This window comes from Bacillus massilinigeriensis, from assembly GCF_900111815.1.
GTDB classification, from domain to species: domain Bacteria; phylum Bacillota; class Bacilli; order Bacillales; family Cytobacillaceae; genus Mesobacillus_C; species Mesobacillus_C mediterraneensis.
The window spans coordinates 1,001,326-1,025,228 of the sequence record NZ_LT630004.1 but is presented as its reverse complement, the minus strand read 5'-3'; the positions used below and the strand labels follow the sequence as shown (position 1 = coordinate 1,025,228).

The window sequence follows — 23,903 nt, the reverse complement described above, 5'->3', positions numbered from 1 at the left end:
TTCTGTTTTATGTTAATATCTCTGCAGCAAGTTGAGCTAGCCCGGACCTTTCCCCTTTGAGAAGCTTCACGTGACCAGAAATAGCTTCATCCTTAAATTTCTCCACAACATATGTGAGTCCATTGTTGTATGCATCTAAATATGGATGATCAATCTGTTCCGGGTCTCCCATCAGGACAATCTTGCTTTTTTCTCCAACACGAGTCAGTATTGTTTTTACTTCATGCTTTGTCAGGTTTTGCGCTTCATCAATGATGATAAATTGCTCCGGAATACTTCTTCCCCTAATATATGTCAGTGCTTCTACCTCAATAGAATTCATCCCTGCAAGGATAGCATCAATTTCACCTTTTTTCTTCGTATCAAATAAATATTCTAAATTATCAAAAATTGGCTGCATCCATGGCCTTAACTTCTCTTCTTTCTCTCCCGGAAGAAAACCTAGGTCTTTTCCTACCGGTACAATAGGCCGTGCTACAAGCAGCTTTTTGTATAGACAAAGATCTTCTGTTTGATACAACCCAGCCGCAAGAGCAAGCAGCGTTTTACCAGTACCTGCACGTCCAATCAAGGTAACAAGCGGGATGTCACTTCGTAAAAGCAACTCTAGGGCCATCGTCTGCTGAACATTCCGAGCCTTTATCCCCCAAATCGGTCTGCTATCCTGATCAAACACCATTTTTTTAATTTTATTTCTAGACTTATCTACCATTCCGAGAGCAGATACCGACTTTTTATCACTGCTTTTCATCAATGCGAATTCATTCGGATAATATGCCTGTCCGCCGAATGACTTGATATCTACTTCTCCATTTTCATAAAAAGCCTTTATCATACCCGCATCTTCATACATTTCCTTAAATCCATGGTAAAGATCATCTACCTCAACAACCCTGTCACTAAGAAAATCTTCCGCTGTTAGGCCGATTGCATCCGCTTTAACTCTTACTAAGGCATCCTTACTTACAAGGATGACCTTTCTTCCGTTCTTCTTTGCATGCTCTTCAAGGGAAAGGTTTTTTGCCACAGCAAGAATACGGTTGTCATTTGTTTTTTCCACAAATATTTCCTGCAATTGATGAAAGGAACGGTGGTTTAATTCGATTCTTATGGACCCACCATGCTCTAATGGAATCGCTTCATGTAATTTTCCGGTTTCCCGCAGGCTGTCAATCATCCTGGATACTTGCCTAGCATTGCGCCCGATTTCATCCATATACCGTTTCTTTGAATCCACTTCTTCCAAGACAACTGCCGGAATTATGACTTCATTATCCTGGAAAGAAAAAATGGAATAAGGATCTTGCAAAAGTACGTTTGTATCAAGCACATATATTTTTTCCAAAGGTACGCCCCCTGCTTATGTTCTTTTTCATCCATCAGCCAAGCTTCAGCTGCGACTTTGATAAAATATATGTTTTAGCGCATAAAGATAGAAGGTTTTTTGCACAATAGCTTGTATAGAAGGCGAAACACGCCATAATTCGGGGTGATGTGAAAATGAAAGCAATCTTGATAGCCCTTTCTTTCGTGATCCTTTCCGGCTGTGTAATGGAAAATCAAGAGTCAGGGAAAGAACAGCTTATCACTGTCAAAAATACGACGAACGAAAATGTGAGCCGTGAAGATGGAAAGAACATATCTCAACATTTAGAAACTCTGGCAGAGAGTGTTCCTGGTGTTTCCAACGCAACAGCTGTAGTTATTGGACGATATGCCGTAATTGGGATTGATATCGATTCCGATTTGGACCGTTCAAAAGCTGGAACTTTAAAATATTCAGTTGCCGAAAGCTTGAAAGACGACCCTAACGGTGCCAAAGCTATGATAGTTGCAGACCCTGATATGACAGCCAGACTGAAGGAAGTAGCGGAGGATATTAAAAATGGAGAGCCAGGACAGGGAATTTTAAATGAGCTTTCTGATATAACCGGAAGAGTCATGCCCGAAGTTCCGGCAGACTTAATTGATCCCAACCCAAAAACCGGAACGGAAAAACCAAAGAAACAGCTAAATCATAATGATAAACAAAAATTGGAAAAAGATCAAGAAGAGCAGTCTAACAATTACAAAGATTAATATCGAAATAAAGAAAAAGAGGCTAATCAAAAGCGCTTGCGTTTTGATTAGCCTCTCATACTGCTTAAGCTTTTCTCATGCTGTCCATCACTTGCCTATCAAGTCTTGCAGCAGCATCTTTGTCATATGTTTTATCATATTCTGGATTCACAGTAATTTTTGAACCATAAAACATAACATCTCTTACTTCGCTAATGGCAATTTCAATAAGAGCCAACTTTAGCGGAACATCCTCTAACCTATCACTTTTGAGTTTAGCCTTTCCAGCAATGGAATATGTCGATTCATTAGCAATCAGATTGATAACCACACTGCTGTTTACTTTAATATTTTCAACAATTCTCGACCGATTGTCCACTGCAAAAAGGATTGTTTCTTCGTCTTTTGCGAGTACCCAGGAGATTGCACTTACATTTGGTCCCCCTGTTACATGGTCGACTGTCGCAATTGTGACAAATCTCTCTTTTTGCAATTCATCGAACAAAGGTTTAATAAGCTTGTTCTCAACTTGGTTTGCCATTGTCCTACCTCCTTAACACTTATCATCATCTTACTACGTTGCCCGCCCAAGGGCAAACCTGATGTTTTTCAACATGCATGAAAAGTTAGGTAAAACAATGTTATAATGTAAACAAATTGCCTTTGCTATATAATGCTAATAAAACTGACCATGACTTGAGGTGACACCGATGAGGGTTAAATGTGTAATATGTGATGAAATAGAGTCAATTGAAAATGATACACTTGTTGCAAAACGGCTGAGAAACAGACCGATACATACATATATGTGTGACTCTTGCCATGAAAGAATTGCAAAAAAAACACAAAAGAGGATTGCTACAGGTAACTTTAAGCTTTACCGTTCACGGACAGAAGAAGATGAATGGTAAAGAGAAAACAGCCATGAAAAATTCTTGGCTGTTTTCTTTTGTATCCTCATTCTTCTGGATAGTTCACATATTTTTCTGGTTCATTGTTGATTTGAGAGAGCATGCCTTCAACCAGTTCACGCGGGAAGCGGTACTTCTTCTCTTCCCCTTTGCTTACTGCTTGGACATAGTATAGCTCTTCATCCACTGTTATTTCCGGGTACCGAACTCCATACTCATCTGCAAGGATCGAGGCAAATAGTTCCGCTGTCTCTCTCGCTGCTTTGTCTTCCGGCCTTGCATCGCTAACAATCTTGATCGTAAGCCAATTATACAATGAATCCTGCAATGACCTCATGAACTAAGTCACCCCTGCCTTGCACCAGCATCATGCTTCTTCTGTTGATGCAAGCGAATTTTATATATGATGAGGATGAGAGCCGCTACTACAAGCCCTTCGCCAATTGGAAGGAATACACCGAGGGCAGTTAGAACAAGGCAGCCCAATGCAAGGAAGATATATATAACAATGGATTTCCCCAGCGGCAATTTTCTTGCGAACCCTAATTTATAAACGATCACGCAAAGTCCTACAAGCGTAATATACAACAGCCACATTCCCACGTCAGGCTGCTCGTCCACTTTGTACAGCGCAGCAAAAAAAGATAGTCTCTGGCTAATATCCATGTTATTTCCCCCTTATACCCCTATTGTTCAGCGTATTTCTTTTTCTTGGCGAAACGTTCGCGTTCATTCTTATCAAGGATTTTCTTACGAAGTCTGATGGATTCTGGCGTAACTTCGCAGTATTCATCATCGTTCAAGTACTCCAGCGATTCCTCAAGTGTCATGATGCGCGGTTTCTTAATGACAGAAGTCTGATCTTTATTAGCTGATCGGATGTTAGTTGCGTGTTTTACTTTCGTGATATTGACAGTAATATCATTTTCACGCGTATGTTCTCCAACAATCATACCTTCATAAATTTCTGTGCCCGGCTCTACAAAAATAGTTCCTCTGTCTTCCACTTGCATGATTCCATACGTGGAAGCTTTTCCGGTTTCCATGGAGACGAGGACACCTTGGCGTCTTCCGCCAACCTGACCTTGCTGCATAGGCTGGTAGCTATCAAACGTATGGTTGATGATACCGTATCCCCTAGTAAGCGTCAAAAACTCCGTTGTATATCCAATTAGCCCGCGTGCAGGCACATTAAAGATCAACCTGACTTGTCCATTTCCATTGTTGACCATATCAAGCATTTCGCCTTTACGAGCTCCAATGGATTCCATAACAGAGCCAGTATGCTCTTCCGGAACATCAATTTGAACCCTTTCGACTGGTTCGCAACGAACGCCGTCAATTTCTTTTACGATAACTTCAGGCTTGGAGACTTGGAGCTCGTAGCCTTCACGGCGCATGTTTTCAATGAGGACTGATAAGTGAAGCTCCCCGCGTCCTGAGACAGTCCATGCATCCGGAGAATCTGTATTTTCTACCCGCAGACTCACATCTGTCTGAAGCTGTGCACGCAGTCTCTCTTCGATCTTTCTTGATGTAAGGTACTTTCCTTCCCTTCCAGCAAAAGGACTGTTATTTACAAGGAAAGTCATTTGCAAGGTTGGCTCATCTATCCTTAGAATTGGAAGTGCATCCTGATGTTCAATCGGACAAACAGTCTCCCCAACATTGATATCCTCCATACCGGATACGGCAATCAAATCGCCTGCTTGAGCTTCTTCGATTTCAAGGCGCTTCAAGCCGAAGAAACCGAACATTTTTGTTACCCTGAATGGTTTGACCGTTCCATCAAGCTTCATTAAAGCAACTTGCTGGCCTACCTTCATTGTACCGCGGAACACACGTCCAATTCCAATTCTGCCGACGTAATCACTGTAATCGAGAAGAGCCACTTGGAATTGCAAAGGCTCTTCCTTATTATCAATAGGTGTTGGAATATGGTCAATGATAGCCTCGTACAGAGACTGCATATTTTCATCTTGTTTTTCTGGTGTAATGCTAGCTGTTCCATTGATGGCAGAAGCATAGATAACTGGAAATTCAAGCTGTTCTTCATCTGCTCCCAACTCAATAAATAAATCAATGACTTCGTCAATGACTTCTGCAGGACGAGCAAAATCGCGGTCGATTTTGTTTACAACAACGATTGGTGTCAGTTGTTGCTCCAACGCTTTTTTCAGTACAAACCGGGTCTGCGGCATGCAGCCCTCGTATGCATCAACAACAAGCAATACGCCATCCACCATTTTCATGATACGTTCCACTTCACCCCCGAAGTCGGCGTGGCCTGGCGTATCGAGGATGTTGATCCTTGTGTCTTTATATTGAATCGCGGTATTTTTGGCTAGGATGGTAATTCCGCGTTCCCTTTCGAGATCGTTTGAATCCATCGCCCGCTCTTCCACACTCTCATTGGCTCGGAAGGTGCCTGATTGCTTTAGCAGCTGATCCACAAGGGTTGTCTTACCATGATCAACGTGTGCAATGATGGCGATATTCCTGATATTTTCTCTTCGTTTCAAAAACGTCACTCCTGACTTTATCTTAAAAATATTATCAACTTTTTTACAACCTAATTATTATAGCATAATTAGTATGGAAACTTAAAATCATTTTGATGTACAATGCTATTAGTGTGAGGATCAAGCGCGATAAGGAGGCTCATTTACAATGAAAAACATCCAGTGGATTTTTCTTGGCTTTGCAATTCTCTCAGCAGTATGCATGATGGGAATCGGTATTTCTATTGCAGAAGACAGTTTGACAGGCGTGATTTTATCTATCATCGGGCTGATTGCAGTAATGGGATACGGCTTCAAAACAAAAAAGAAAAGAAGAGAAAGCGGCAAGCTTTAATCTAATCGTCAAAAAAGTAAGGGCACAACAGCACTCAGCTGTGGTGCCCTTTGTTTATGCTTCTATAACATAATGTAATTTCATGTTTTTTACCAGTTGCCGTCTTTTAAGTATCCGCCTAATATTTCTTGGTGCAGCCCAGGAGCAGTAACAAGTACTGAATTCTCTTTTATCAAATTCAGAGACTTTCCTCTTAAATCAGTAGCAATGCCACCAAGTTCCTTTACCATCAGAATTCCAGCTGCAATATCCCATGGCGCAAGACGCGGCGTAATATAAGCATCGAGACGTCCTGTTGCTACGTATACAAGTTCCATTGCTGCAGAGCCATATGAACGCGTCCCTCTTACATTTCTCACAAGCGGAGCGAGTAATTCGGGTTTAAGTCTTCTGTTTTCTGTCACCCATGTAGCATTTAAAGCGATAATGGACTCAGAAACCTTCCGCTCCCTTAACTCAGGAAGTTCTTTCTCGTTCATATATACTCCCTGTCCCTTAACAACATGATACAGTTCATCATGGGCGACATCGTATATCAGTCCAATTATTCCTTCCCCATCGATGTATATACCGACGGAAATAGCGAAGTTCCGTTGCTGATGGATGAAATTCATGGTACCGTCTATGGGATCAATTATCCATACTACGCCAGAAAGATCCATTAATTTATCACCGAAACCTTCTTCTCCAAGTATCCTATGGGAAGGGAAGGTTTCTTTTATTTTGCCGATCAAAAACTGCTCTGTTTCTTTATCTATGTTCGTCACAAGGTCATTAGGATTGGATTTTGCCTGGATATCGAGCGTCTTGGAAAAGGACTCTTTTATCCTTTCCCCTGCAGCCAAAACCCATTTTTTGGCATATGTATTGATTTCTGCTATGCTATTATTCATCATTACCCTCCGCATGCTACGTTGTAATGCTTGATTACCGTTTACTATCAGCTTAATGGAAAAACACTATGCATACAAGCAATTCCCTTTTCAAACCAAACAGCAAACGAACTCCTATTTTGTTTGAGGAGTCCGTCTTAATTATTTTTCATTTTATATTTTCCTTCTTCTTCATTTTTATGCTACAGATTTACAGAGCTTTCAGCTTCACTAATTCTTGGCGGATTTTTTCTAGTTTTTGTTTACTTTCTTTTACCTGTCGCTTATCAGAGGTTTTCATTGCATCGAATAATGTCGCTAGCTCATAGTCCATTTCCAGTTTCAAGACGGCGGTTTTCTGCTGGTCGACATTTTTCTTTCTCGTTGTATTGATTAACTGTTTCAATATTAAGCACTCCTTTAGGATTAATGAATTTTTTATTATCATATGAACCTTGAGAGATCAACGTAACAAATATGTGCAAACACCCATTCGAAACAGAAAACTTCACTACCCGCCACTTTTTTGCTACAATGTTTGACAAAGTGAACGGGAGGTAACATACATGCCATTCAATGGTTTTACTGACACAGATTTCAACGTATTTACGATAGATGGATTGGATGAAAGAATGAGAGCATTAAAAGAGACAGTACGACCGAAGCTTGAGGCTCTTGGAGAGCACATCGCCCCTACTCTTTCATCCTTAACTGGCGATGAAATGTTTCCTCATGTAGCAAAGCATGCAAGAAGAAAGATCAATCCTCCAAATGATACTTGGGTTGCCTTTGCGGCAAACCCGCGCGGCTATAAAATGATGCCCCATTTCCAAATCGGACTTTGGGAGACCCATCTTTTCATTTGGTTCGCAGTAATTTATGAAGCCCCAAACAAGCACCAGTTCGGCGAGTGTCTTGAAAAAAATATTGATTTCATCATAGACTCAATACCGTCTGACTTCGTCTGGTCAAGTGATCATGCAAAACCAGAGGGCCATCCCCACAGCAGCCTGGAAAAAGCAGATTTACAAAGAATGTTTTCAAGGCTGCAGTCCATCAAAAAGGCTGAGATTCTTTGCGGCTTCCATATTCCTCGATGCAAAGCTGTGGCAATGGGTGCTGATGAACTTTTAGAAAAGATTGATTCTGTGTTTAGAATTTTAATACCCCTATATAAATTGGCATAAACCTTGCAAACACTATATAAATGTCATTTAACATCGCTATTTATTTAATAAAATAACCATTTCCACAAAAAAAACCGGAGCACATGGCGCCCGGTTTTTTATCGTTATTTCATTTTAATTGTAGTCTCATCTGCAGCCGCTTTTGCTGCTTGTACTGTCCTGTATGTGGAGTAGCCGCTTGCCGCCTCGAATTCATTGCATATCGTTTTTTCTTGGGCTTTCCCAGGGACAATTTCCTTAAATCTCCGGTAAGCATCCAAAAGCTCGATCCTCGCAATCCCTTTTTCATACGCGGTTTCAACGCATTCGAAAAAATGAACAGCATCGATTATTTCCTCCGTGCTCCAAGTATAATCAATAGGATATTGATACTCCATTACCTCACCTCTTCATAGAAATCCCTGTTGATTTTAACTCCCCAGAACTATTATTACAACCATAACTGTTTTTACACCCATCTATTCCTGATGAGTTCAGCTTCTTTCATTATTCTAGCAAGGAGTTCATCCACAGAAGGAATATCCTTGATCAAACCCATTACCTGCCCAGCCCAAGCAAATCCATTTTCCTGGTCACCGCTATAAATATACTTTCTGTTGGCTTCACCACTAATCATATCCCTTAACGCTTCGTATCCGCCTCCAGCTTTTTCTACCTCTAAAATTCTTTCTGTATGACTGTTTGCAATAGCTCTTGCAGGCGATCCTAATGTCTTTTTGATAACCACGGTATCATTCTCAGTCCCATTTATCAGTTTCTCTTTGTAATCTTGCACTGCATGTACACATTCTTTTGTTGCAATGAACCTTGTTCCCATTTCAATTCCTTCGGCGCCAAGACTCATCGCAGCCATCAACCCTCTCCCGTCACCAATACCGCCAGAAGCGATGACAGGAATGCTCACTGCGTCAACAATGGATGGGATCAGAACCATCGTCCCAATGTCATTCTTTCCAAGATGGCCGCCGCCTTCATGCCCTACTGCCATTACAGCGTCAGCACCTAGTTCTTCTGCTTTCTGCGCTTGCCTTTTTGCCGCTACCAGCACTAGCTTTTTTATATCGCTTCCCTCAAGCTGCCTAAAGATTGGCTCCGGATTACCTCCTGTCATTGTTACAACCGGAACCGTTTCTTCTATCGCTACTTCAAGGTAATGAGTAAATAGTTTTCCATGTTGACCGATGGCAAAGTTAACTCCAAACGGCTTATCCGTCATTGTTTTAACTTTCTTTATTTCCTCCCTGAGAGCTTCAGGACTTGGAAGAGACATGGCTGTTATTTGACCGAGCCCGCCTGCGTTCGAAACCGCTGATGCAAGTTCCGCATACGCGAGATAAGCAAGCCCTCCTTGTATAATAGGAAACTGAATTCCCAATAACTCTGTCACCTTCGTATTCCAATTCATCGTGTCATCTCCTTAATAAATATTCATCTTTTTGATTTATTCGCCTCAAGGATAATCAACTCCTTTATTCGCCTTATAGGTAAATTTAATGTAAAACATTATCGGATTTTGTAATGAAAAATCTATGCAATGGGTATGAATAGTGCTATAATTCAATTGTTTTACAATTATTCTGGAATAGATTTTATCAATAAAAAAGGGTGTGAATGTTTTGTCACAATACGATACACCGTTATTCAGCGGACTGTTAGAACATGCAAAACGCAATCCGGTCCAATTCCATATACCCGGACATAAAAAAGGAAGCGGCATTGATCCTGAATTCAGACAATTCATTGGCGATAATGCGCTTTCCATCGATTTGATCAATATTGGGCCTCTTGATGACCTGCATTCCCCGAAAGGGATGATTATGGAAGCACAGCGTCTTGCTGCAGAAGCATTCTCAGCGGATCACACGTTTTTCTCTGTTCAAGGTACAAGCGGCGCAATCATTGCCATGATCATGACAGTATGCGGGCCCGGAGATAAAATTATCGTCCCTAGGAACGTTCATAAGTCAGTTATGTCAGCCATTGTATTTTCCGGAGCTGTTCCAGTATTCATCCATCCGCAAATAGATGAGAACCTTGGTATCTCTCACGGGATTACTACCGATTCCGTTGAAAAGGCACTCGAGCAGCATCCTGATGCAAAAGGCGTGCTTGTGATTAACCCGACCTATTTCGGCTACTGTGCAGATTTGAAAAAGATTGTAGACATTGCCCACTCTTATGATATACCTGTTCTTGTGGACGAAGCTCACGGTGTTCATATTCATTTCCATGATGAACTTCCGTTATCTGCAATGCAGGCAGGTGCTGATATGGCTGCAACAAGCGTTCATAAGCTCGGTGGATCGATGACCCAAAGCTCCATCCTAAATGTTAAGGAAGGTCTCGTTTCCCATAAAAGAGTGCAATCAATTCTCAGCATGCTGACAACAACTTCCACATCATACCTTCTTCTAGCTTCATTGGACGTTGCAAGAAGGAGGCTTGTTACTGAAGGGCGCGAATTGATTGACAAAGCGATTACTCTTGCGAAGAATCTGCGCAAGGAAATTAATAGCATCCAGCACCTCTTTTGTGTGGGAGAGGACATTCTCGGAACGCAGGCAACTTTTGACTATGATCCGACAAAGCTGATTATATCTGTGAAAGACCTAGGGATATCTGGATACGAAGCAGAGAAATGGCTTCGTCGGTACCATAATATCGAAGTAGAGCTCTCTGATCTTTATAATGTTCTTTGCATCATTACTCCTGGAGATACAGATGCCGAAGGAGAAGCACTTGTTCATGCCCTAAAGCATCTTTCAGAGACGTTCCATGCAACTGCTGAGAAAAAGCATGTCCAAGTGGTACTCCCTGACATTCCATTATTGGCTCTTACACCTAGGGATGCCTTTTACGCTGATACGGAAGTGATTCCGCTCGACGAATCAGTGGGCAGAATTATAGCAGAATTTGTAATGGTCTACCCACCAGGAATACCAATTTTCATTCCTGGTGAAATTATCACAGCTGATAACCTTAGCTACATTAAAATGAACATGGAAGCAGGACTACCAGTACAAGGACCAGAAGATGCAGAGTTAAAGATGATTCGGGTCATAAAAGAGCATAAAGCAATTAGATAAAGCGGCAGGCGGGGTCCAAATTGGACCCCGCCTGTTTTTTATAGAAATAAACCTGCTTTTCAGCAGGTTTATTTTATTTATAATTTATTATTGATGTTCATGTTTCTCTTCTTCACAGCAATTACATTTGTGGGAATAAAGGACAGAAACCTTTTCATCTTCGAAAGTATCAATGGTTGCATTACATGACTGACATACGATTGTACCCATCTTTTCTAACCCCGTTTCCTATTATTATTATTGAAAGCGCTTAATAACTCTTAAATCAATAATAATATAACATTATTAAGTTTTCAAGTGGTAATTGTATAACATATTACGTTTTTCTGGATTATTTATTATTCTAATTGAGCAAGAATGTTATAAATAAAAAAAAAGACAAACTCAATTTTCACCAAGTTTGTCTACGATTTGACACGGGCATTCGCCTGTTTTTGTTATTCGTATTGGGTTTCAAAAGGAATCATTGGCAATGCTTCACGAAAGAATTCTGCAAAATCGGCTGCCTGCTTTACTTCCTTTATGTTAAAGGCCTTTTGCAAGTTCTCCATATTATTGAGGTCTTCCGGAGCGAGGAGTGTGGATTTACCAGTCTGCATGCAAACGACAAGCGGTTTTCCGAAAAACATATTGGTATACACGATGCCAAAGTCATAGCGTGTTTCATCTGTTGTAAAACCGACAAATCTCACTTGCACCTTTTCGTGCTCATCATAAAGCTTTTCGAACAAATCCATCATTACCCCTCCAATTATCTGATTATTTATAATATTATTATAAATTACTGTTTTATTTTTTTCAAGCTCTCTGTGCTTTCCCGTTAAGTTGTCGCATTATTTTAGAAATGCTAGAATGGAAAGGTAAAGTGATGGATATGTCAGGGGGATGGAGCATGTCAAATACAGCTTATATAAAACTTGTACCAGCATCCGTTCAGGAGTCGATTACAACAGATGAAATAAAGAGTCTGTTTTCCTACTACAAAGAAATCACCGCGAAAACAGGAAACCAGGTTGGATGGAATTATGAAGATTCTGCTTTTCCTTATGAAATAAAGGAAAAAAACAATGGCAAAGGATCATGGTTTTACTTATCATCGAATTTGGACCGTTATTATGCGATATTGATAGGTGTCGATCAAGAAAACATCATAGGGGAAGATGGAACAGAAACAAACCAGACATATATCCAGGTAACTCTTCCAGAAAAGGCAACAGCGGGTGATAAAGCGAAGGCTAACGAATTCTGTAAATTTGCAGCAAGAAAATTACAGGGAGAGCTTCACTTGTTTAACGGAAGAGTTATGTATTTTTACCCAAGAAAATAAGGACCCGGGAAGCAGCAGATTGCTGCTTTTTTTCTTTTTATACAAATGGAGACATCATCCAGTAGAATAAAAAATAGATGATAAGGCTAGAAACAGTGGCAAAGGCAACCTTCCTTGCAGAATCAAGAAATTGTCTTGCAGCAAGAAGCGCCAGATAAAAAAAGATGGCAAACATAACATAGTTATACGCTGGTTTATCGTGTTTTGAGAGCCATTCTATTAATGTAAATGCACTCCAAATCATCATTTGGACAGTAATTGCAGTATAGATTCTCACATTTTTCCCTTTCTATGCTCGCTTTGACTGCCTTTCTTTTTTCCCTTTGATCCATATATATGCAAGGAAAGTTCCCTTATTTTTCATTTTCATAACATTCTGATGACAAGGAAGAGATTGGGAAATTTTTATGTTAAAATAACTGTAATTTGGAAATCCGCTGGATCCCTCTCAACCAATTCAAAAAGTGAGGCAAGAAAAAAATGAAATCAACAACCTTGGCCACTGCTGCTGCTATCCTTCTATTAACACCATCTTGTTCTATTGTTGATAAAAGTGCCCACCTTCGAGTTGATCATGATGTAAAACAGGTCGTATTCTTGTCTGATGATGCAAATTATAGAACAGAAGACGCATATTATGATGCGATTATTGAGTTAAAAAAAGACTACCCAAAAGAAATGGAAAACATGCTGATTCTACCCACGAAGAATGCGAAAAAATATTACAAACAGCTAGAGGTTGACGAGGGACCCGCCTTACTCATTCTCCACAAGGAAAAAATAAAAGCTAAGGTAGCCGGGAATGCCACAAAAAATCAAATCATGAAGCCAATTTCTAAAGGGCTCGAAAATAAGAACTAACCGCATCGTAAAAAACCCTTTCCCGAATGTTTCCGAGAAAGGGTTTTTCTTTACTTAATGATATGGATAGGATTTCCAAGCGCTACTTCTGCAGCTTCCATTGTAATTTCACCAAGAGTTGGATGAGCATGGATAGTCATCGCTAAGTCTTCAGCAGTCATGCCTGCTTCAATTGCTAGACCTAACTCGGCAATCATATCAGATGCATTAGGACCAGCGATTTGTGCACCAATAACCAATCCATCCTCCTTCCGGGTAACAAGCTTGAGGAAGCCGTCTGACTCATTAAGAGAAAGTGCGCGGCCATTTGCTGCAAAAGGAAACTTCGCAGCATTGACTGAAAGACCTTCTTCTTTCGCTTGTTTTTCGGTATAACCAACGGAAGCTAGCTCTGGATCGGAAAAGACAACAGCCGGAATGCCAAGATAGTCAATTTCAGATGAATGTCCTGCAATTGCTTCCGCTGCAATTTTTCCTTCGTAGGATGCTTTATGAGCAAGAGGCGGCCCCTCTACAACATCACCAATAGCATAAATATTGCTAACATTCGTTCTGCACTGCTTATCAATTTTAATGATACCGCGCTCACCGAGCTCGACACCAGCCTGCTCTAACCCAAGCTCATCAGTGTTTGGTCTGCGTCCTACCATGACGAACACATAATCAGCTTCAATTTGCTTTTCTTCGCCTTTTGCCTCGTATTTAATGATGACGCCGTCTTCTTTTTCTTCAACGCCCTTGGCAAGTGCTTTTGTAATAACTTCAGCACCTTTTTTCTTAAGGTTTCGCTTTACTAATGCAGACATCTGCTTTTCGAAACCATTTAGAATTTCTTCTCCGCCTTCAAGAATTGTCACTTTCGTTCCAAAGCTTGCATAAGCTCCGCCCAACTCTGTACCAATATAGCCTCCACCGATAACAACAATGCTTTCTGGGAGTTCTGTAAGGTTCAATGCACCTGTTGAATCAAGAACACGCTTAGAATACTTGAAAGCAGGAATTTCAATTGGACGGGATCCTGTTGCAATGATCGCGTTCTTGAATGTGTAAGTCTGTGCAGATGTCTCATTCATGACACGCAATGTATTGGCATCAACAAAGTACGCTTCACCGTTAACAATATCAACGTTGTTGCCTTTCAAAAGACCAGACACGCCGCCAGTAAGCTTTTTAACAACACTTGATTTGAAGTCTTGCACTTTTGAGAAATCAAGGGTAACATTCTCTGCTGTTATCCCCATATCGGATGAATGCAAGGCATTCTCATAACGGTGACCCGCTGCAATCAATGCTTTAGATGGAATGCAGCCAACGTTAAGGCAGACACCGCCTACAGTTCCTTTTTCTACGATTGTCACTTTTTGACCGAGCTGGGCTGCTCGAATTGCTGCAACGTATCCCCCAGGACCTGCTCCGACTACTATCGTATCTGTTTCAATTGGAAAATCTCCTACTACCATTTTATTACGCCTCCATTAGCAATAATTCTGGATCATTCAACAAGCGTTTAATGTGATTCAAAGCATTTTGGGCTGTCGCTCCATCGATCATACGGTGATCAAAGCTCAATGATAGTGCAAGCACCGGAGCCGCAACAATTTCTCCATCCCTGACAATAGGCTTTTCAGCAATGCGGCCGATTCCAAGAATCGCTACCTCAGGATGATTGATGACAGGTGTGAACCACTGTCCACCTGCAGATCCAATGTTTGTGATGGTACATGAAGCACCTTTCATTTCATCAGGAGCGAGTTTTCCATCGCGCGCCTTTCCAGCAAGCTCATTGATTTCTCCTGAAATCGAGAACACGGATTTGCGGTCTGCATCCTTTACAACAGGTACAAGCAATCCTTTGTCAGTGTCTGCTGCGATTCCAATATTATAGTAATGTTTCTGGATAATTTCGCCTGCCTCATCATCGAGTGAAGTATTCAAAACTGGGAATTCACGCAACGCACTTGTTAGAGCCTTTACCACATAAGGAAGGAATGTAAGCTTGATACCTTTTTGTGCTGCTACATCCTTGAACTTTTTACGGTGAGCAACAAGCTTTGTTACGTCAATCTCATCCATAAGTGTAACATGTGGAGCTGTATGTTTCGAATTTACCATCGCTTTTGCAATTGCCTTGCGGATGCCGCTCATCTTTTCGCGAGTTTCAGGATATTGTCCCTGTACCACGGCTGCTGCTTTAGGAGCTTCTTTAGCCGGTTCTGCAGCTGCTGGAGTCTCTGTCTGGGAGTCTTGCTGCACGCCGCCTTTCATAAATGAGTCGATGTCATCCTTCATAACGCGGCCGTTTTTCCCTGTTCCTTTAACCATGCGGATTTCAACGCCTTTTTCACGCGCGTATTTCCTTACGGAAGGCATTGCGATAACACGACGGTCAGAGTCTACATCTGTTTGAGCAGCACCTGCTGCACCCGCACCAGTTGTTCCTTCATTTTCAGAAACGTTTGCGCTATCTTTCTTGATGTCTTGACCAGACTCAAGTGTAGATTGAACCTGTGCTTCTGTCTTTGGAGATTTTTCTTCTTTAACAGGAGCTTCTTCTTCATCACCCTTGAATTTCAAGTCTTCGTATCCTGGAGCATCAAATGTAATAAGTACTTGTCCCACTGTTGCAACAGTACCTTCCTCTACAAGTACTTCTTCTACTGTACCTGCTACCGGAGAAGGGATTTCTACAACTGCTTTATCATTTTGCACTTCACAAAGCACATCGTCTTCCTGGACCTTATCACCCTTTTTAACGAACCATTTAACGATCTCGCCTTCATGAATGCCTTCACCTATATCTGGCAGTTTAAATTGAAATGCCACAGATATTCAGCCTCCTTATATTCTATGTCTGCTTGTTTCTTCCCGATTGGATATTAGAATTTCAAAACCTTTTTAGCTGTCTCAATAACATCCTTGAAGTTTGGAAGCCACACTGACTCTGCTTGAGAGAATGGGAACACAGTATCTGGTGCCGCAACTCGAAGCACTGGAGCTTCCAAGCTAAGGATTGCACGTTCATTGATTTCAGCAATCACTTGTGCTGCGATTCCCGCTTGTCTTTGAGCTTCCTGCACTACGATAGCACGTCCTGTTTTTTCAACTGATGCAACGATTGTTTCAATATCTAGAGGCATAATCGTACGAAGGTCAATCACTTCGACTGAATGTCCTTCTTTCTCGAGTTCCTCTGCTGCTTTCAAAGACTCATGTACCATTGCACCATATGTGATGATTGTCAGGTCAGAACCTTGACGTTTCACTTCAGCCTTTCCAAGCGGAATACTGTATTCTTCCTCAGGTACTTCTTGGCGGAAAGAACGGTAAAGTTTCATATGCTCCAAGAAGATTACTGGATCGTTATCTCTAATTGACGAGATCAACAATCCCTTAGCATCGTATGGGGTTGAAGGAATGACAACCTTCACACCAGGCTGTTGAGCCATAAGACCTTCGAGACTGTCCGCGTGCATTTCAGGAGTATGAACACCCCCGCCAAAAGGGGAGCGAATTGTAATAGGAGAAGTGTAGGTTCCGCCTGAACGGTAACGCATCCTCGCCATTTGGCCGCTGATTGCATCCATAACCTCATACACAAAACCGAAGAATTGGATTTCCATTGCAGGTCTGTAGCCTTGCAATGCTAGTCCGATAGCAAGTCCGCCAATCCCGGATTCAGCAAGAGGAGTATCAAATACTCGCTCCTCTCCAAATTCCTTTTGCAAACCTTCAGTGGCGCGGAATACACCACCATTAACACCAACGTCCTCACCAAATACTAGTACATTAGGATCATTGCGAAGCTCCGTCCGGAGTGCGTCCGTTATTGCTTGAATCATTGTCATTTGAGCCATGGCTTACTTCGACTCCTTCTCTTTATATATTTCATATTGCTCTTGAAGATGATTTGGCATTTCTTCATACATAATTTCCATTAAGTCTGTTACCTTTTGTTTAGGTGTTTCATCCGCTTTTTTGATCGCTTCTTTAATGTCGTCTTTCGCCTTTTCAATCACATCATTTTCCACTTCTTCGCTCCAAATCCCCTTCTTCTCGAGGAACTTACGGAAGCGAACAAGAGGATCCTTCTTCTCCCATTCATTGTCCAGATCGGAAGTACGGTACCTTGTAGGGTCATCACCTGCCATAGTGTGTGGACCGTAACGGTAGGTAAGCGTTTCAATAAGTGTAGGGCCTTCTCCGTTGACTGCACGCTCGCGGGCATCTTTAACTGCAGCGTAAACAGCCAATGGGTCCATGCCATCAACTTGAACTCCAGGAATACCTGCAGCCACAGCCTTCTGAGCAATTGTTTTTGCAGCGGATTGCTTTTCAACAGGGGTAGAAATAGCAAATCGGTTATTTTGAACGATGAAGATTGCAGGCGCTTTAAAAGCACCAGCAAAGTTAATACCTTCATAGAAATCGCCTTGTGAAGCTCCCCCATCACCTGTATAAGTAATAGCGACTGACTTTTTGCCGCGCTTCTTCATTCCAAGCGCTACACCAGCTGCCTGTATATACTGAGCCCCAATTATAATTTGTGGGGAGATAACGTTTACACCTTCAGGAATTTGGTTCCCTTTGAAATGACCACGGGAGAATAAAAATGCCTGGTAAAGCGGCAAACCGTGCCAAATTATTTGCGGTACATCACGATATCCCGGAAGGATGAAGTCTTCTTTCTCAAGGGCAAACTGCGACGCTAGCTGTGATGCTTCTTGGCCTGCAGTTGGAGCGTAAAAACCAAGACGGCCTTGACGGTTTAAGGAAATGGAACGCTGATCCAGTATCCTTGTATAGACCATTCTTTTCATTAATTCCTGAAGTTGTTCATCTGACATTTCAGGCATTGCTGCTTCATTGATGATTTCTCCCTCTTCATTGAGGATTTGCAGAGTTTCGAATTGATCCTGGACTTTCTCCAGCTGTTTTACCGCATCGGCAAGCGTTTTCTTTGTTTTGGATGCCATCCAACGTCACCTATCCTTTCATCACCTAAATATTTTTAATCGTTCATACAGATTCAGGTTGCCCTAAACAAAGCGTTAAACCTCTGTTGCATTTACCCAAATGTACCTGCTGAGGAAACACCACCGTTTGTCGGAAATCTGCTTTACCAGACCTGTACTAACCATTTTTATAAAAGAATTAATACAATTCCTTTCTACGTTTTTCAGTTTACAACAATGAAAACTCTTCGTCAAATGCTAGGATTAATATTTTTTTAAATTATTTATAGGGGAAAGTCATGTACAGGTGCCAACCCCTGTATTACTAAAAAAAATACCACTGTACTATAATGGTTTTCTCGTTTAAATTATCAAAAAACCGGCACCTAACGCTTGCCGGGTTTTGTTAGATTTATTTTATTTTCCATCCTGCCTTTCTAAAAAAGGTTTTCTTTTCGCTGTTATATTTCTTCGTTGCTTCATTGAATGCATCATTCATCTCCATTACCGTTTTGTAGGCATCGTTTACTTCTTTAACTTCTTTCTCTAAACGGGAAACAGAGATATTTTTCTTTTTCAGTAATCCATACAGTTTTTTATCATGCTGTAAGCCGTTTAAATAATATTCATAAAGCTTTTGATGGCTGTCGTATCTATCATTCATGCTTTTCGAAAGATTGACGGCAGCTTTTTTTAAATCTGGATCCGTTAATTTATCCATATTTGCTTTTGCACTGTTAAATTTCCGCTGGGCTTTTTCAATATATTCCCTTTCTTTCTCCACCAGCTCCTTCCTTTTATCCGAAATTCCAATCGCCTCGTTTGAGAGTACTATTCTTTCCTTTCCCCCCTTTTCCAATGCAATTATTTTTTTGAATGCTTTACTATCTTTCCTTTCTAGATCGACAAGTGAGCGCTGCAGCTTTTCTAAACTTTTTTCAATGATTGCGGTTTCTTCTAATATTGAATGGATTTTCTCTACATCACTTTTTTCTTTCGCACAGCTGCTTAGAAGGATAATGGTTAATGCTGCCACGGTTAATATGTTTCGCATTTTCGTTAAGACGACCATATTATTGCCTCCTCTGATATCGTTCATCTAAGTAGAATGTAAAAAGCCTGTCCACCTATTTCAGCATTATATTCCTCTCTTCTTACGAATATGCTGGGCCAATGCCTACACAATATTCCTCTTTCTTCATAGGTTATAGTAATCCCTTGGTAAAACAGGGTGAAATCAGAAACAGGAGGTTTTTCCATTATGTATGGATACGGATATGGTTGCGGATTCGGTGGTTACGGCTACGGTGGCGGTTACGGAAGAGGCTTCGCCCTAATTGTCGTTTTGTTCATCCTTCTTATTATCGTAGGATGCGCTTGCTGGAAGTTCTAATCGAATGAAGGGGGGGCAGCAGCCCCCCTTTTCATCTTGCTATCAGCCATTTACAATTTAATTAACTTTTTGGTATGAATTTGATAGACTTGTTTACATAAAAACAGCAATTTGAGGTGAACAACATTGATCACTATGGAAGATATTATTAAGGATGGCGACCATGTTTTGCGCATGGTTGCAGAAGAAGTAGCCCTCCCACCATCAGAAGAGGAAAAGCAAATACTAGCAAGCATGCTTGAATATGTGAAAATGAGCCAGGAAGAAGAAACAGCCAAGCGATTTGGTCTCCGTCCTGGAATTGGGCTTGCAGCCCCCCAAATTAATGTCTCAAAAAGAATGATTGCAGTACACGTCCATGATGAAAAAGGAGATTTATACAGCTACGCACTTTTCAACCCGAAAATTGTTAGCCACTCTGTAGAACTCTCTTACCTTGCGGCTGGAGAAGGCTGCCTTTCAGTGGATGAACCTTACCCGGGATATGTTCCAAGGTATTCGAGAATAACCGTTAATGGGACCGACCTTGAGGGAAATAGTGTGAAATTGCGGCTAAAAGGTCTTCCTTCAATTGTCTTTCAACACGAAATCGACCATTTAAATGGAGTTATGTTCTACGACCATATTAATAAAAAAGATCCTTTCGCCCCTATTGAAAACGCAAAGATAATCGGCCGATAACATAAGTTAGCATGGGATACCACCACGAGAGATTCACCCACCCTTTACTTTCTTTGAAAGGGGAACGGGTTGATCCGGCGCTTCATCCAAAAAGAAGTCCAAAAAGCCAGCGGATGCTGGCTTTTTGGACTTCACTTTTTGTAATCCATTACAAGGTTTCAACCACAAGTACTTCTTCAATAGTCGGAATTTCTCTTTTCAAGATATCCAAAAGTCTTTCGTCAATTGCACCATCTACTTCACATATCGTAATGGCAGGACCTTCGATTTTAGAACGTTCATTTGCCATGCGGGCGATGTTAAAACCTGTTACCTGAAGAATTTTCGATAGTTCTGCAATTACTCCTCTTTTATCACTATGGCGAATCACAAGGGTTGGACGTTCTCCGCTGAATTTTAACGGATAATCTTCAAATTCCTGAACTTCCACTTTACCCCCGCCTAAAGAGCTGGCTAACACCTTTATTTTATGCGACTCCCCTGCTAATTCAATCAACACGGTGTTCGGATGGTAGCTTCCGAGTATCCGTTTTGTAAATTCATATTTCAAGCCCTGATTTTCAGCTACTTCTATCGCATTCGGTATGTCATCATCCATTGTTGTCAGCCCAAGGACACCTGCCAAAAGAGCTAAATCGGTGCCGTGTCCCTGATAAGTTTCAGCAAAAGACCCCATTAAAGTGAACTTTGCATATAGTGGTTTTTCATTTAATAGCTGATGTGCAATATTACCAATCCGGACAGCTCCTGCCGTATGGGAACTCGAAGGTCCCACCATTACAGGACCAATGATATCATAAGCACTTTGGTATTTTGCCGGTCCGCTGTCAGTTGGTTTTCCGCCCAGGATCTTCTCTTTTAATTTCTGTCCTGTTGGAGTTCCAGCCAAGCCTCCTATTCCCGTTTCTCTTAATGATTCAGGCATTTGCTGTCCAACTTCATGCATCACTCGAATGACTTCATCCGGAGGGATGATGCTGATGACACCAGCCAAAGCCATATCTGCTGCAGCTTGGGCGGTAAGGGCATGTAAACCGTTGCGATAGATGCAAGGAATTTCCACCAGCCCGGCAACTGGATCACAGACAAGTCCCAAGGAATTTTTCAACGCGATTCCAACTGCATTTCCCACCTGCCTAGGTGTTCCTCCAGCAAGTTCCACCAGTGTACCTGCAGCCATTGCCGTTGCTGAACCAATCTCAGCCTGGCAGCCTCCTTCAGCGCCTGATATCGATGCTTTATTGGCCATCACGAGGCCAAGTGCGGATGCAGTGAAAATGGACTGGATAATCTGGTCACGGGTAAATCTTCCGCTGTCCAGGGCATGAATAAGTACTGCCGGCAAAATCCCTGCCGAACCAGCCGTTGGTGTCGCAATTATTCTCCCCATTGCTGCATTCACTTCTGATACGCCAAGTGCATTGGCTGAGACATTTAAAGTATTAGCATCAACAAAGGTGTTCCCTTTCTTGGCGTATTCATAAAGGCGATTTCCATCTCCACCGGTTAGACCCGTACGAGACATAACAGGACTTTCGGTTCCCCTGCGGACAGCCTCCTCCATGACTGTGAATTGTTCCGACATTTTTTCATAAATCGTTTCTCTCGATAAGCCTTTCTGTACCATTTCTGCTTTTATCATTAATTCTGAAAGAGTTGTATTTTCTTTTTCAGCCACTTCAATTAATTCTTGCAAATTTTTAAAAGACATTTTATCACTCCTTTAAAGTAATAGCAGTTTTAAAATATTCCGCAACGCTGACCATAGGCAGATATGGAACCGGATTGATTTTATAATAATGATTTAATGCTTGCCACTATTGTCAGCACGCCCACAATGATGACGAAGATATTGCTCATTTTGCCTCTGTATTTAGCCAATACAGGAACTTTTAGGATTGCATACATTGGCAGGATACATAGGATAGCAGCGACCAATGGACCACTAAGACTATCGATTAGTCCGAGTATGCTTGGATTTTTATAAGCAGCATACCAGCAAGTTAATACGACAAACGCAAGAATCATTGTCTTAACTGATTTTTCTTTTATGTTCTTACCGCGCGCTCTGCCAGACTCGATAATCATGTCACGCATTACCTCGTACGCTCCTACATAATGGCCAAGGAAGGACTTCGTTATGGCCACGAAAGCGATGATAGGTGCTGCAATTTTGATAATTGGCGAATTAATTTGATTAGCAAGATAGGAAAGGATTGATAAATTTTGTTCCTTTGCCATAATTAAATCATTTGGAGTCAGACTCAAGACGCTACTCCAGACAAAGAACATTACCACACCAAATGTAAGTATATAACAAACTGTTTGTATTTGATTACTTTTAGCATCAACAGCATTAATTCCGTAAGTTTGCCTCTGTTTCACAACAAATGACGAAATGATGGGCGAATGGTTAAAAGAAAATACGATGATTGGCAAAACCATTAGAATTGTTGCGAAAACCCCTGTACCTGATGAAACATTCGAAACACTTGAAAAACTGAGCATTGACGTATTCCATTTTGGAATCAAAGATACTGCGATTATTAGCAGAGAAATAATGAATGGATAAACAAGCATGCTCATTACCTTTACAGTAATGTCCTGGCCAAAATTCAGTATAGCAATAAGTCCGAGCACCAATGCAAGCGACAAAATGGCTCTTGGCGGTTCACTCATGTGCATTTGATTCACGATAAAACTACTTGCAGTATTTGTTAGGGCAACCGAATACATGAGTACGATCGTATAGATTGAAACAAAATAGACAACGTTAAAAATAATACTTGCCTTATTTCCGAAATACTCACGTATAGTACCTGTAATCCCCTCTTCAGCCGAATTGGAGGCGTAAATCATTTTAGCAAGCGCCCTATGCGAGTAGTACATGACCGGGAATGAGAGTATTGTAATTAATAGTAATGAGAGCAATCCGCCCGCACCTGCATTAATTGGCAAGAAGAGTACTCCCGCACCAATGGCTGTTCCAAATAGGCTCAATGCCCATGTTGTGTCTTGTTTATGCCACTTTTTAGGATCTAGCCATTTATTATTATCTTCTCCAATGTTTTCCGGTTCAACTACTGATTTTCTGACAGTATTTCCATCCATATTATTAGTCCTCCTAGTATGTCTACTATTTTTTCTGATTGTGTTTCTTTCAAAATTCTATTCTTCATTGTATTCCTGCAATCTGCAATAATAGTTTCTTAAAGTCCCGACAACACTTAACTTACTGTTAGTTTGAGCAAGGGGGAAATATTGTGTGTGTAAGGGTTTTCATTTAAAACAGCAATAATAATTCACCTATGACTTTAAGTACTAATTTGCTGATCTAAGAGATTACTAAATGTACTATAGTTTTTTTCCACACCACCTATGAATAAATTAGAAAAGCTTCAAGTAAGAAAGACGATTTTGCAAACTACTTAAAAAACATTTTACCTCTTTCAGTGAGCGTGAAAACTTGGGATGATTTGCCAGAGATGTATACATTCTCAAAGTTTTCAGAAAAATTTATTACAGTAATTATTTTTTATTACTACAACAACAAATTATCACAGTCCTTATATAAGTGTCAATGGATTTAATAATAAATTATTTTTATGAAAGTTTTTTATTACATCTTGGAAAATAACTAAACTCTGATATAATTTGGGTATCGAAATGTTCCCTTTTTTAGTGAATAAAATTTATAGTAAAAAAATGATCGCAGAAGG

The 23,903-nt window shown here is 41.0% G+C and carries 28 protein-coding genes; 9 read left to right on the top strand and 19 right to left on the bottom strand.

The features are described 5' to 3' along the window. Window positions 1-7: 7 nt before the first annotated feature. Window positions 8-1,345 carry a PhoH family protein gene (locus BQ5796_RS05495; RefSeq protein WP_071459313.1) on the bottom strand — a complete coding sequence of 446 codons (1,338 nt, stop codon included), beginning with the start codon at window positions 1,343-1,345 and terminating at the stop codon, window positions 8-10. Between the two features lie 155 nt (window positions 1,346-1,500). On the opposite strand from BQ5796_RS05495, the gene BQ5796_RS05490 reads away from it, so the two are divergent. After that, window positions 1,501-2,079, top strand: a complete 579-nt coding sequence (locus tag BQ5796_RS05490) for a YhcN/YlaJ family sporulation lipoprotein (protein ID WP_071459312.1) — start codon at window positions 1,501-1,503, stop codon at window positions 2,077-2,079. A gap of 64 nt (window positions 2,080-2,143) precedes the next feature. Here the strand turns inward: BQ5796_RS05490 and BQ5796_RS05485 are convergent, their stop codons facing one another. After that, window positions 2,144-2,599 carry a pyridoxamine 5'-phosphate oxidase family protein gene (locus BQ5796_RS05485; RefSeq protein ID WP_071459311.1) on the bottom strand — a complete coding sequence of 152 codons (456 nt, stop codon included), beginning with the start codon at window positions 2,597-2,599 and terminating at the stop codon, window positions 2,144-2,146. Window positions 2,600-2,768: 169 nt separating this feature from the next. Here BQ5796_RS05485 and BQ5796_RS05480 point away from each other — a divergent pair, with 169 nt between their 5' ends. Then, a complete protein-coding gene (locus BQ5796_RS05480; RefSeq protein WP_071459310.1) occupies window positions 2,769-2,969 on the top strand; it encodes a YlaI family protein in 201 nt (66 codons plus the stop codon). Between the two features lie 46 nt (window positions 2,970-3,015). On the opposite strand, the gene BQ5796_RS05475 is transcribed toward BQ5796_RS05480, so the two are convergent. The 3 genes from BQ5796_RS05475 to typA are packed head-to-tail and all read right to left on the bottom strand — an operon-like array spanning window position 3,016 to window position 5,491. Next, the gene (locus BQ5796_RS05475) at window positions 3,016-3,306 is read right to left on the bottom strand and encodes a hypothetical protein (RefSeq protein WP_071459309.1); all 291 of its coding nucleotides are present in this window, start codon (window positions 3,304-3,306) and stop codon (window positions 3,016-3,018) included. Window positions 3,307-3,314: 8 nt separating this feature from the next. Then, window positions 3,315-3,635 (bottom strand): YlaH-like family protein, encoded by a 321-nt coding sequence (locus tag BQ5796_RS05470; RefSeq protein WP_071459308.1) that lies wholly within the window; start codon window positions 3,633-3,635, stop codon window positions 3,315-3,317. 20 nt (window positions 3,636-3,655) lie between these two features. Next, a complete protein-coding gene (gene typA, locus BQ5796_RS05465; protein WP_071459307.1) occupies window positions 3,656-5,491 on the bottom strand; it encodes a translational GTPase TypA in 1,836 nt (611 codons plus the stop codon). 148 nt (window positions 5,492-5,639) lie between these two features. Here typA and BQ5796_RS05460 point away from each other — a divergent pair, with 148 nt between their 5' ends. Beyond that, window positions 5,640-5,825, top strand: a complete 186-nt coding sequence (locus BQ5796_RS05460; RefSeq protein WP_071459306.1) for a YlaF family protein — start codon at window positions 5,640-5,642, stop codon at window positions 5,823-5,825. Between the two features lie 89 nt (window positions 5,826-5,914). On the opposite strand, the gene BQ5796_RS05455 is transcribed toward BQ5796_RS05460, so the two are convergent. Continuing rightward, window positions 5,915-6,718 (bottom strand): inositol monophosphatase family protein, encoded by an 804-nt coding sequence (locus tag BQ5796_RS05455; protein ID WP_071459305.1) that lies wholly within the window; start codon window positions 6,716-6,718, stop codon window positions 5,915-5,917. A 190-nt stretch (window positions 6,719-6,908) separates the two neighbouring features. Beyond that, window positions 6,909-7,103 (bottom strand): hypothetical protein, encoded by a 195-nt coding sequence (locus BQ5796_RS05450; protein WP_071459304.1) that lies wholly within the window; start codon window positions 7,101-7,103, stop codon window positions 6,909-6,911. 160 nt (window positions 7,104-7,263) lie between these two features. Between BQ5796_RS05450 and BQ5796_RS05445 the strand changes: the two genes are divergently transcribed. Further along, complete coding sequence (locus BQ5796_RS05445; RefSeq protein ID WP_071459303.1) at window positions 7,264-7,884, top strand: YktB family protein; 621 nt, start codon at window positions 7,264-7,266, stop codon at window positions 7,882-7,884. Between the two features lie 104 nt (window positions 7,885-7,988). On the opposite strand, the gene BQ5796_RS05440 is transcribed toward BQ5796_RS05445, so the two are convergent. Both BQ5796_RS05440 and BQ5796_RS05435 read right to left on the bottom strand, forming a co-directional pair. After that, entirely contained in the window at window positions 7,989-8,261 is a 273-nt protein-coding gene (locus tag BQ5796_RS05440) for a UPF0223 family protein (RefSeq protein WP_071459302.1), read from the bottom strand. A gap of 71 nt (window positions 8,262-8,332) precedes the next feature. Continuing rightward, window positions 8,333-9,289, bottom strand: coding sequence for an NAD(P)H-dependent flavin oxidoreductase (locus BQ5796_RS05435; protein ID WP_071459301.1), 957 nt, complete (start codon window positions 9,287-9,289; stop codon window positions 8,333-8,335). A gap of 211 nt (window positions 9,290-9,500) precedes the next feature. Between BQ5796_RS05435 and BQ5796_RS05430 the strand changes: the two genes are divergently transcribed. After that, on the top strand, window positions 9,501-10,970 hold the full coding sequence (locus BQ5796_RS05430; RefSeq protein ID WP_071459300.1) for an aminotransferase class I/II-fold pyridoxal phosphate-dependent enzyme: 1,470 nt from the start codon (window positions 9,501-9,503) through the stop codon (window positions 10,968-10,970). 87 nt (window positions 10,971-11,057) lie between these two features. On the opposite strand, the gene BQ5796_RS17315 is transcribed toward BQ5796_RS05430, so the two are convergent. Together BQ5796_RS17315 and BQ5796_RS05425 are read right to left on the bottom strand one after the other, a co-directional pair. After that, window positions 11,058-11,180, bottom strand: coding sequence for a GapA-binding peptide SR1P (locus BQ5796_RS17315; protein WP_074033907.1), 123 nt, complete (start codon window positions 11,178-11,180; stop codon window positions 11,058-11,060). A gap of 227 nt (window positions 11,181-11,407) precedes the next feature. After that, a complete protein-coding gene (locus BQ5796_RS05425; protein WP_071459299.1) occupies window positions 11,408-11,707 on the bottom strand; it encodes a DUF3055 domain-containing protein in 300 nt (99 codons plus the stop codon). 155 nt (window positions 11,708-11,862) lie between these two features. Between BQ5796_RS05425 and BQ5796_RS05420 the strand changes: the two genes are divergently transcribed. Next, on the top strand, window positions 11,863-12,297 hold the full coding sequence (locus tag BQ5796_RS05420; protein ID WP_071459298.1) for a DUF1885 family protein: 435 nt from the start codon (window positions 11,863-11,865) through the stop codon (window positions 12,295-12,297). Between the two features lie 37 nt (window positions 12,298-12,334). Here the strand turns inward: BQ5796_RS05420 and BQ5796_RS05415 are convergent, their stop codons facing one another. After that, complete coding sequence (locus BQ5796_RS05415) at window positions 12,335-12,574, bottom strand: hypothetical protein (protein WP_071459297.1); 240 nt, start codon at window positions 12,572-12,574, stop codon at window positions 12,335-12,337. A gap of 203 nt (window positions 12,575-12,777) precedes the next feature. Between BQ5796_RS05415 and BQ5796_RS05410 the strand changes: the two genes are divergently transcribed. Next, window positions 12,778-13,158: a hypothetical protein gene (locus BQ5796_RS05410; RefSeq protein ID WP_083413051.1), complete on the top strand. Its 381-nt coding sequence runs from the start codon at window positions 12,778-12,780 to the stop codon at window positions 13,156-13,158. A gap of 50 nt (window positions 13,159-13,208) precedes the next feature. On the opposite strand, the gene lpdA is transcribed toward BQ5796_RS05410, so the two are convergent. From lpdA to BQ5796_RS05385, 5 genes are all read right to left on the bottom strand, one after another. Further along, a complete protein-coding gene (gene lpdA / locus BQ5796_RS05405) occupies window positions 13,209-14,618 on the bottom strand; it encodes a dihydrolipoyl dehydrogenase (protein WP_071459296.1) in 1,410 nt (469 codons plus the stop codon). Between the two features lie 4 nt (window positions 14,619-14,622). Next, on the bottom strand, window positions 14,623-15,981 hold the full coding sequence (locus tag BQ5796_RS05400) for a dihydrolipoamide acetyltransferase family protein (protein ID WP_071459295.1): 1,359 nt from the start codon (window positions 15,979-15,981) through the stop codon (window positions 14,623-14,625). 53 nt (window positions 15,982-16,034) lie between these two features. Next, a complete protein-coding gene (locus BQ5796_RS05395) occupies window positions 16,035-17,012 on the bottom strand; it encodes an alpha-ketoacid dehydrogenase subunit beta (RefSeq protein ID WP_071459294.1) in 978 nt (325 codons plus the stop codon). A gap of 3 nt (window positions 17,013-17,015) precedes the next feature. Then, window positions 17,016-18,131 (bottom strand): pyruvate dehydrogenase (acetyl-transferring) E1 component subunit alpha, encoded by a 1,116-nt coding sequence (gene pdhA / locus BQ5796_RS05390; protein WP_071459293.1) that lies wholly within the window; start codon window positions 18,129-18,131, stop codon window positions 17,016-17,018. Window positions 18,132-18,522: 391 nt separating this feature from the next. Then, window positions 18,523-19,182 carry a YkyA family protein gene (locus BQ5796_RS05385; protein WP_071459292.1) on the bottom strand — a complete coding sequence of 220 codons (660 nt, stop codon included), beginning with the start codon at window positions 19,180-19,182 and terminating at the stop codon, window positions 18,523-18,525. A 189-nt stretch (window positions 19,183-19,371) separates the two neighbouring features. On the opposite strand from BQ5796_RS05385, the gene BQ5796_RS17310 reads away from it, so the two are divergent. After that, the gene (locus BQ5796_RS17310) at window positions 19,372-19,503 is read left to right on the top strand and encodes a YjcZ family sporulation protein (RefSeq protein ID WP_074033904.1); all 132 of its coding nucleotides are present in this window, start codon (window positions 19,372-19,374) and stop codon (window positions 19,501-19,503) included. 126 nt (window positions 19,504-19,629) lie between these two features. Beyond that, complete coding sequence (def, locus tag BQ5796_RS05380; protein ID WP_071459291.1) at window positions 19,630-20,184, top strand: peptide deformylase; 555 nt, start codon at window positions 19,630-19,632, stop codon at window positions 20,182-20,184. A 148-nt stretch (window positions 20,185-20,332) separates the two neighbouring features. Here the strand turns inward: def and sdaAA are convergent, their stop codons facing one another. Continuing rightward, complete coding sequence (sdaAA, locus tag BQ5796_RS18745) at window positions 20,333-21,895, bottom strand: L-serine ammonia-lyase, iron-sulfur-dependent, subunit alpha (protein ID WP_071459290.1); 1,563 nt, start codon at window positions 21,893-21,895, stop codon at window positions 20,333-20,335. Between the two features lie 80 nt (window positions 21,896-21,975). Continuing rightward, window positions 21,976-23,295, bottom strand: coding sequence for an aromatic amino acid transport family protein (locus tag BQ5796_RS05370; protein WP_071459289.1), 1,320 nt, complete (start codon window positions 23,293-23,295; stop codon window positions 21,976-21,978). Between the last annotated feature and the right edge of the window lie 608 nt (window positions 23,296-23,903).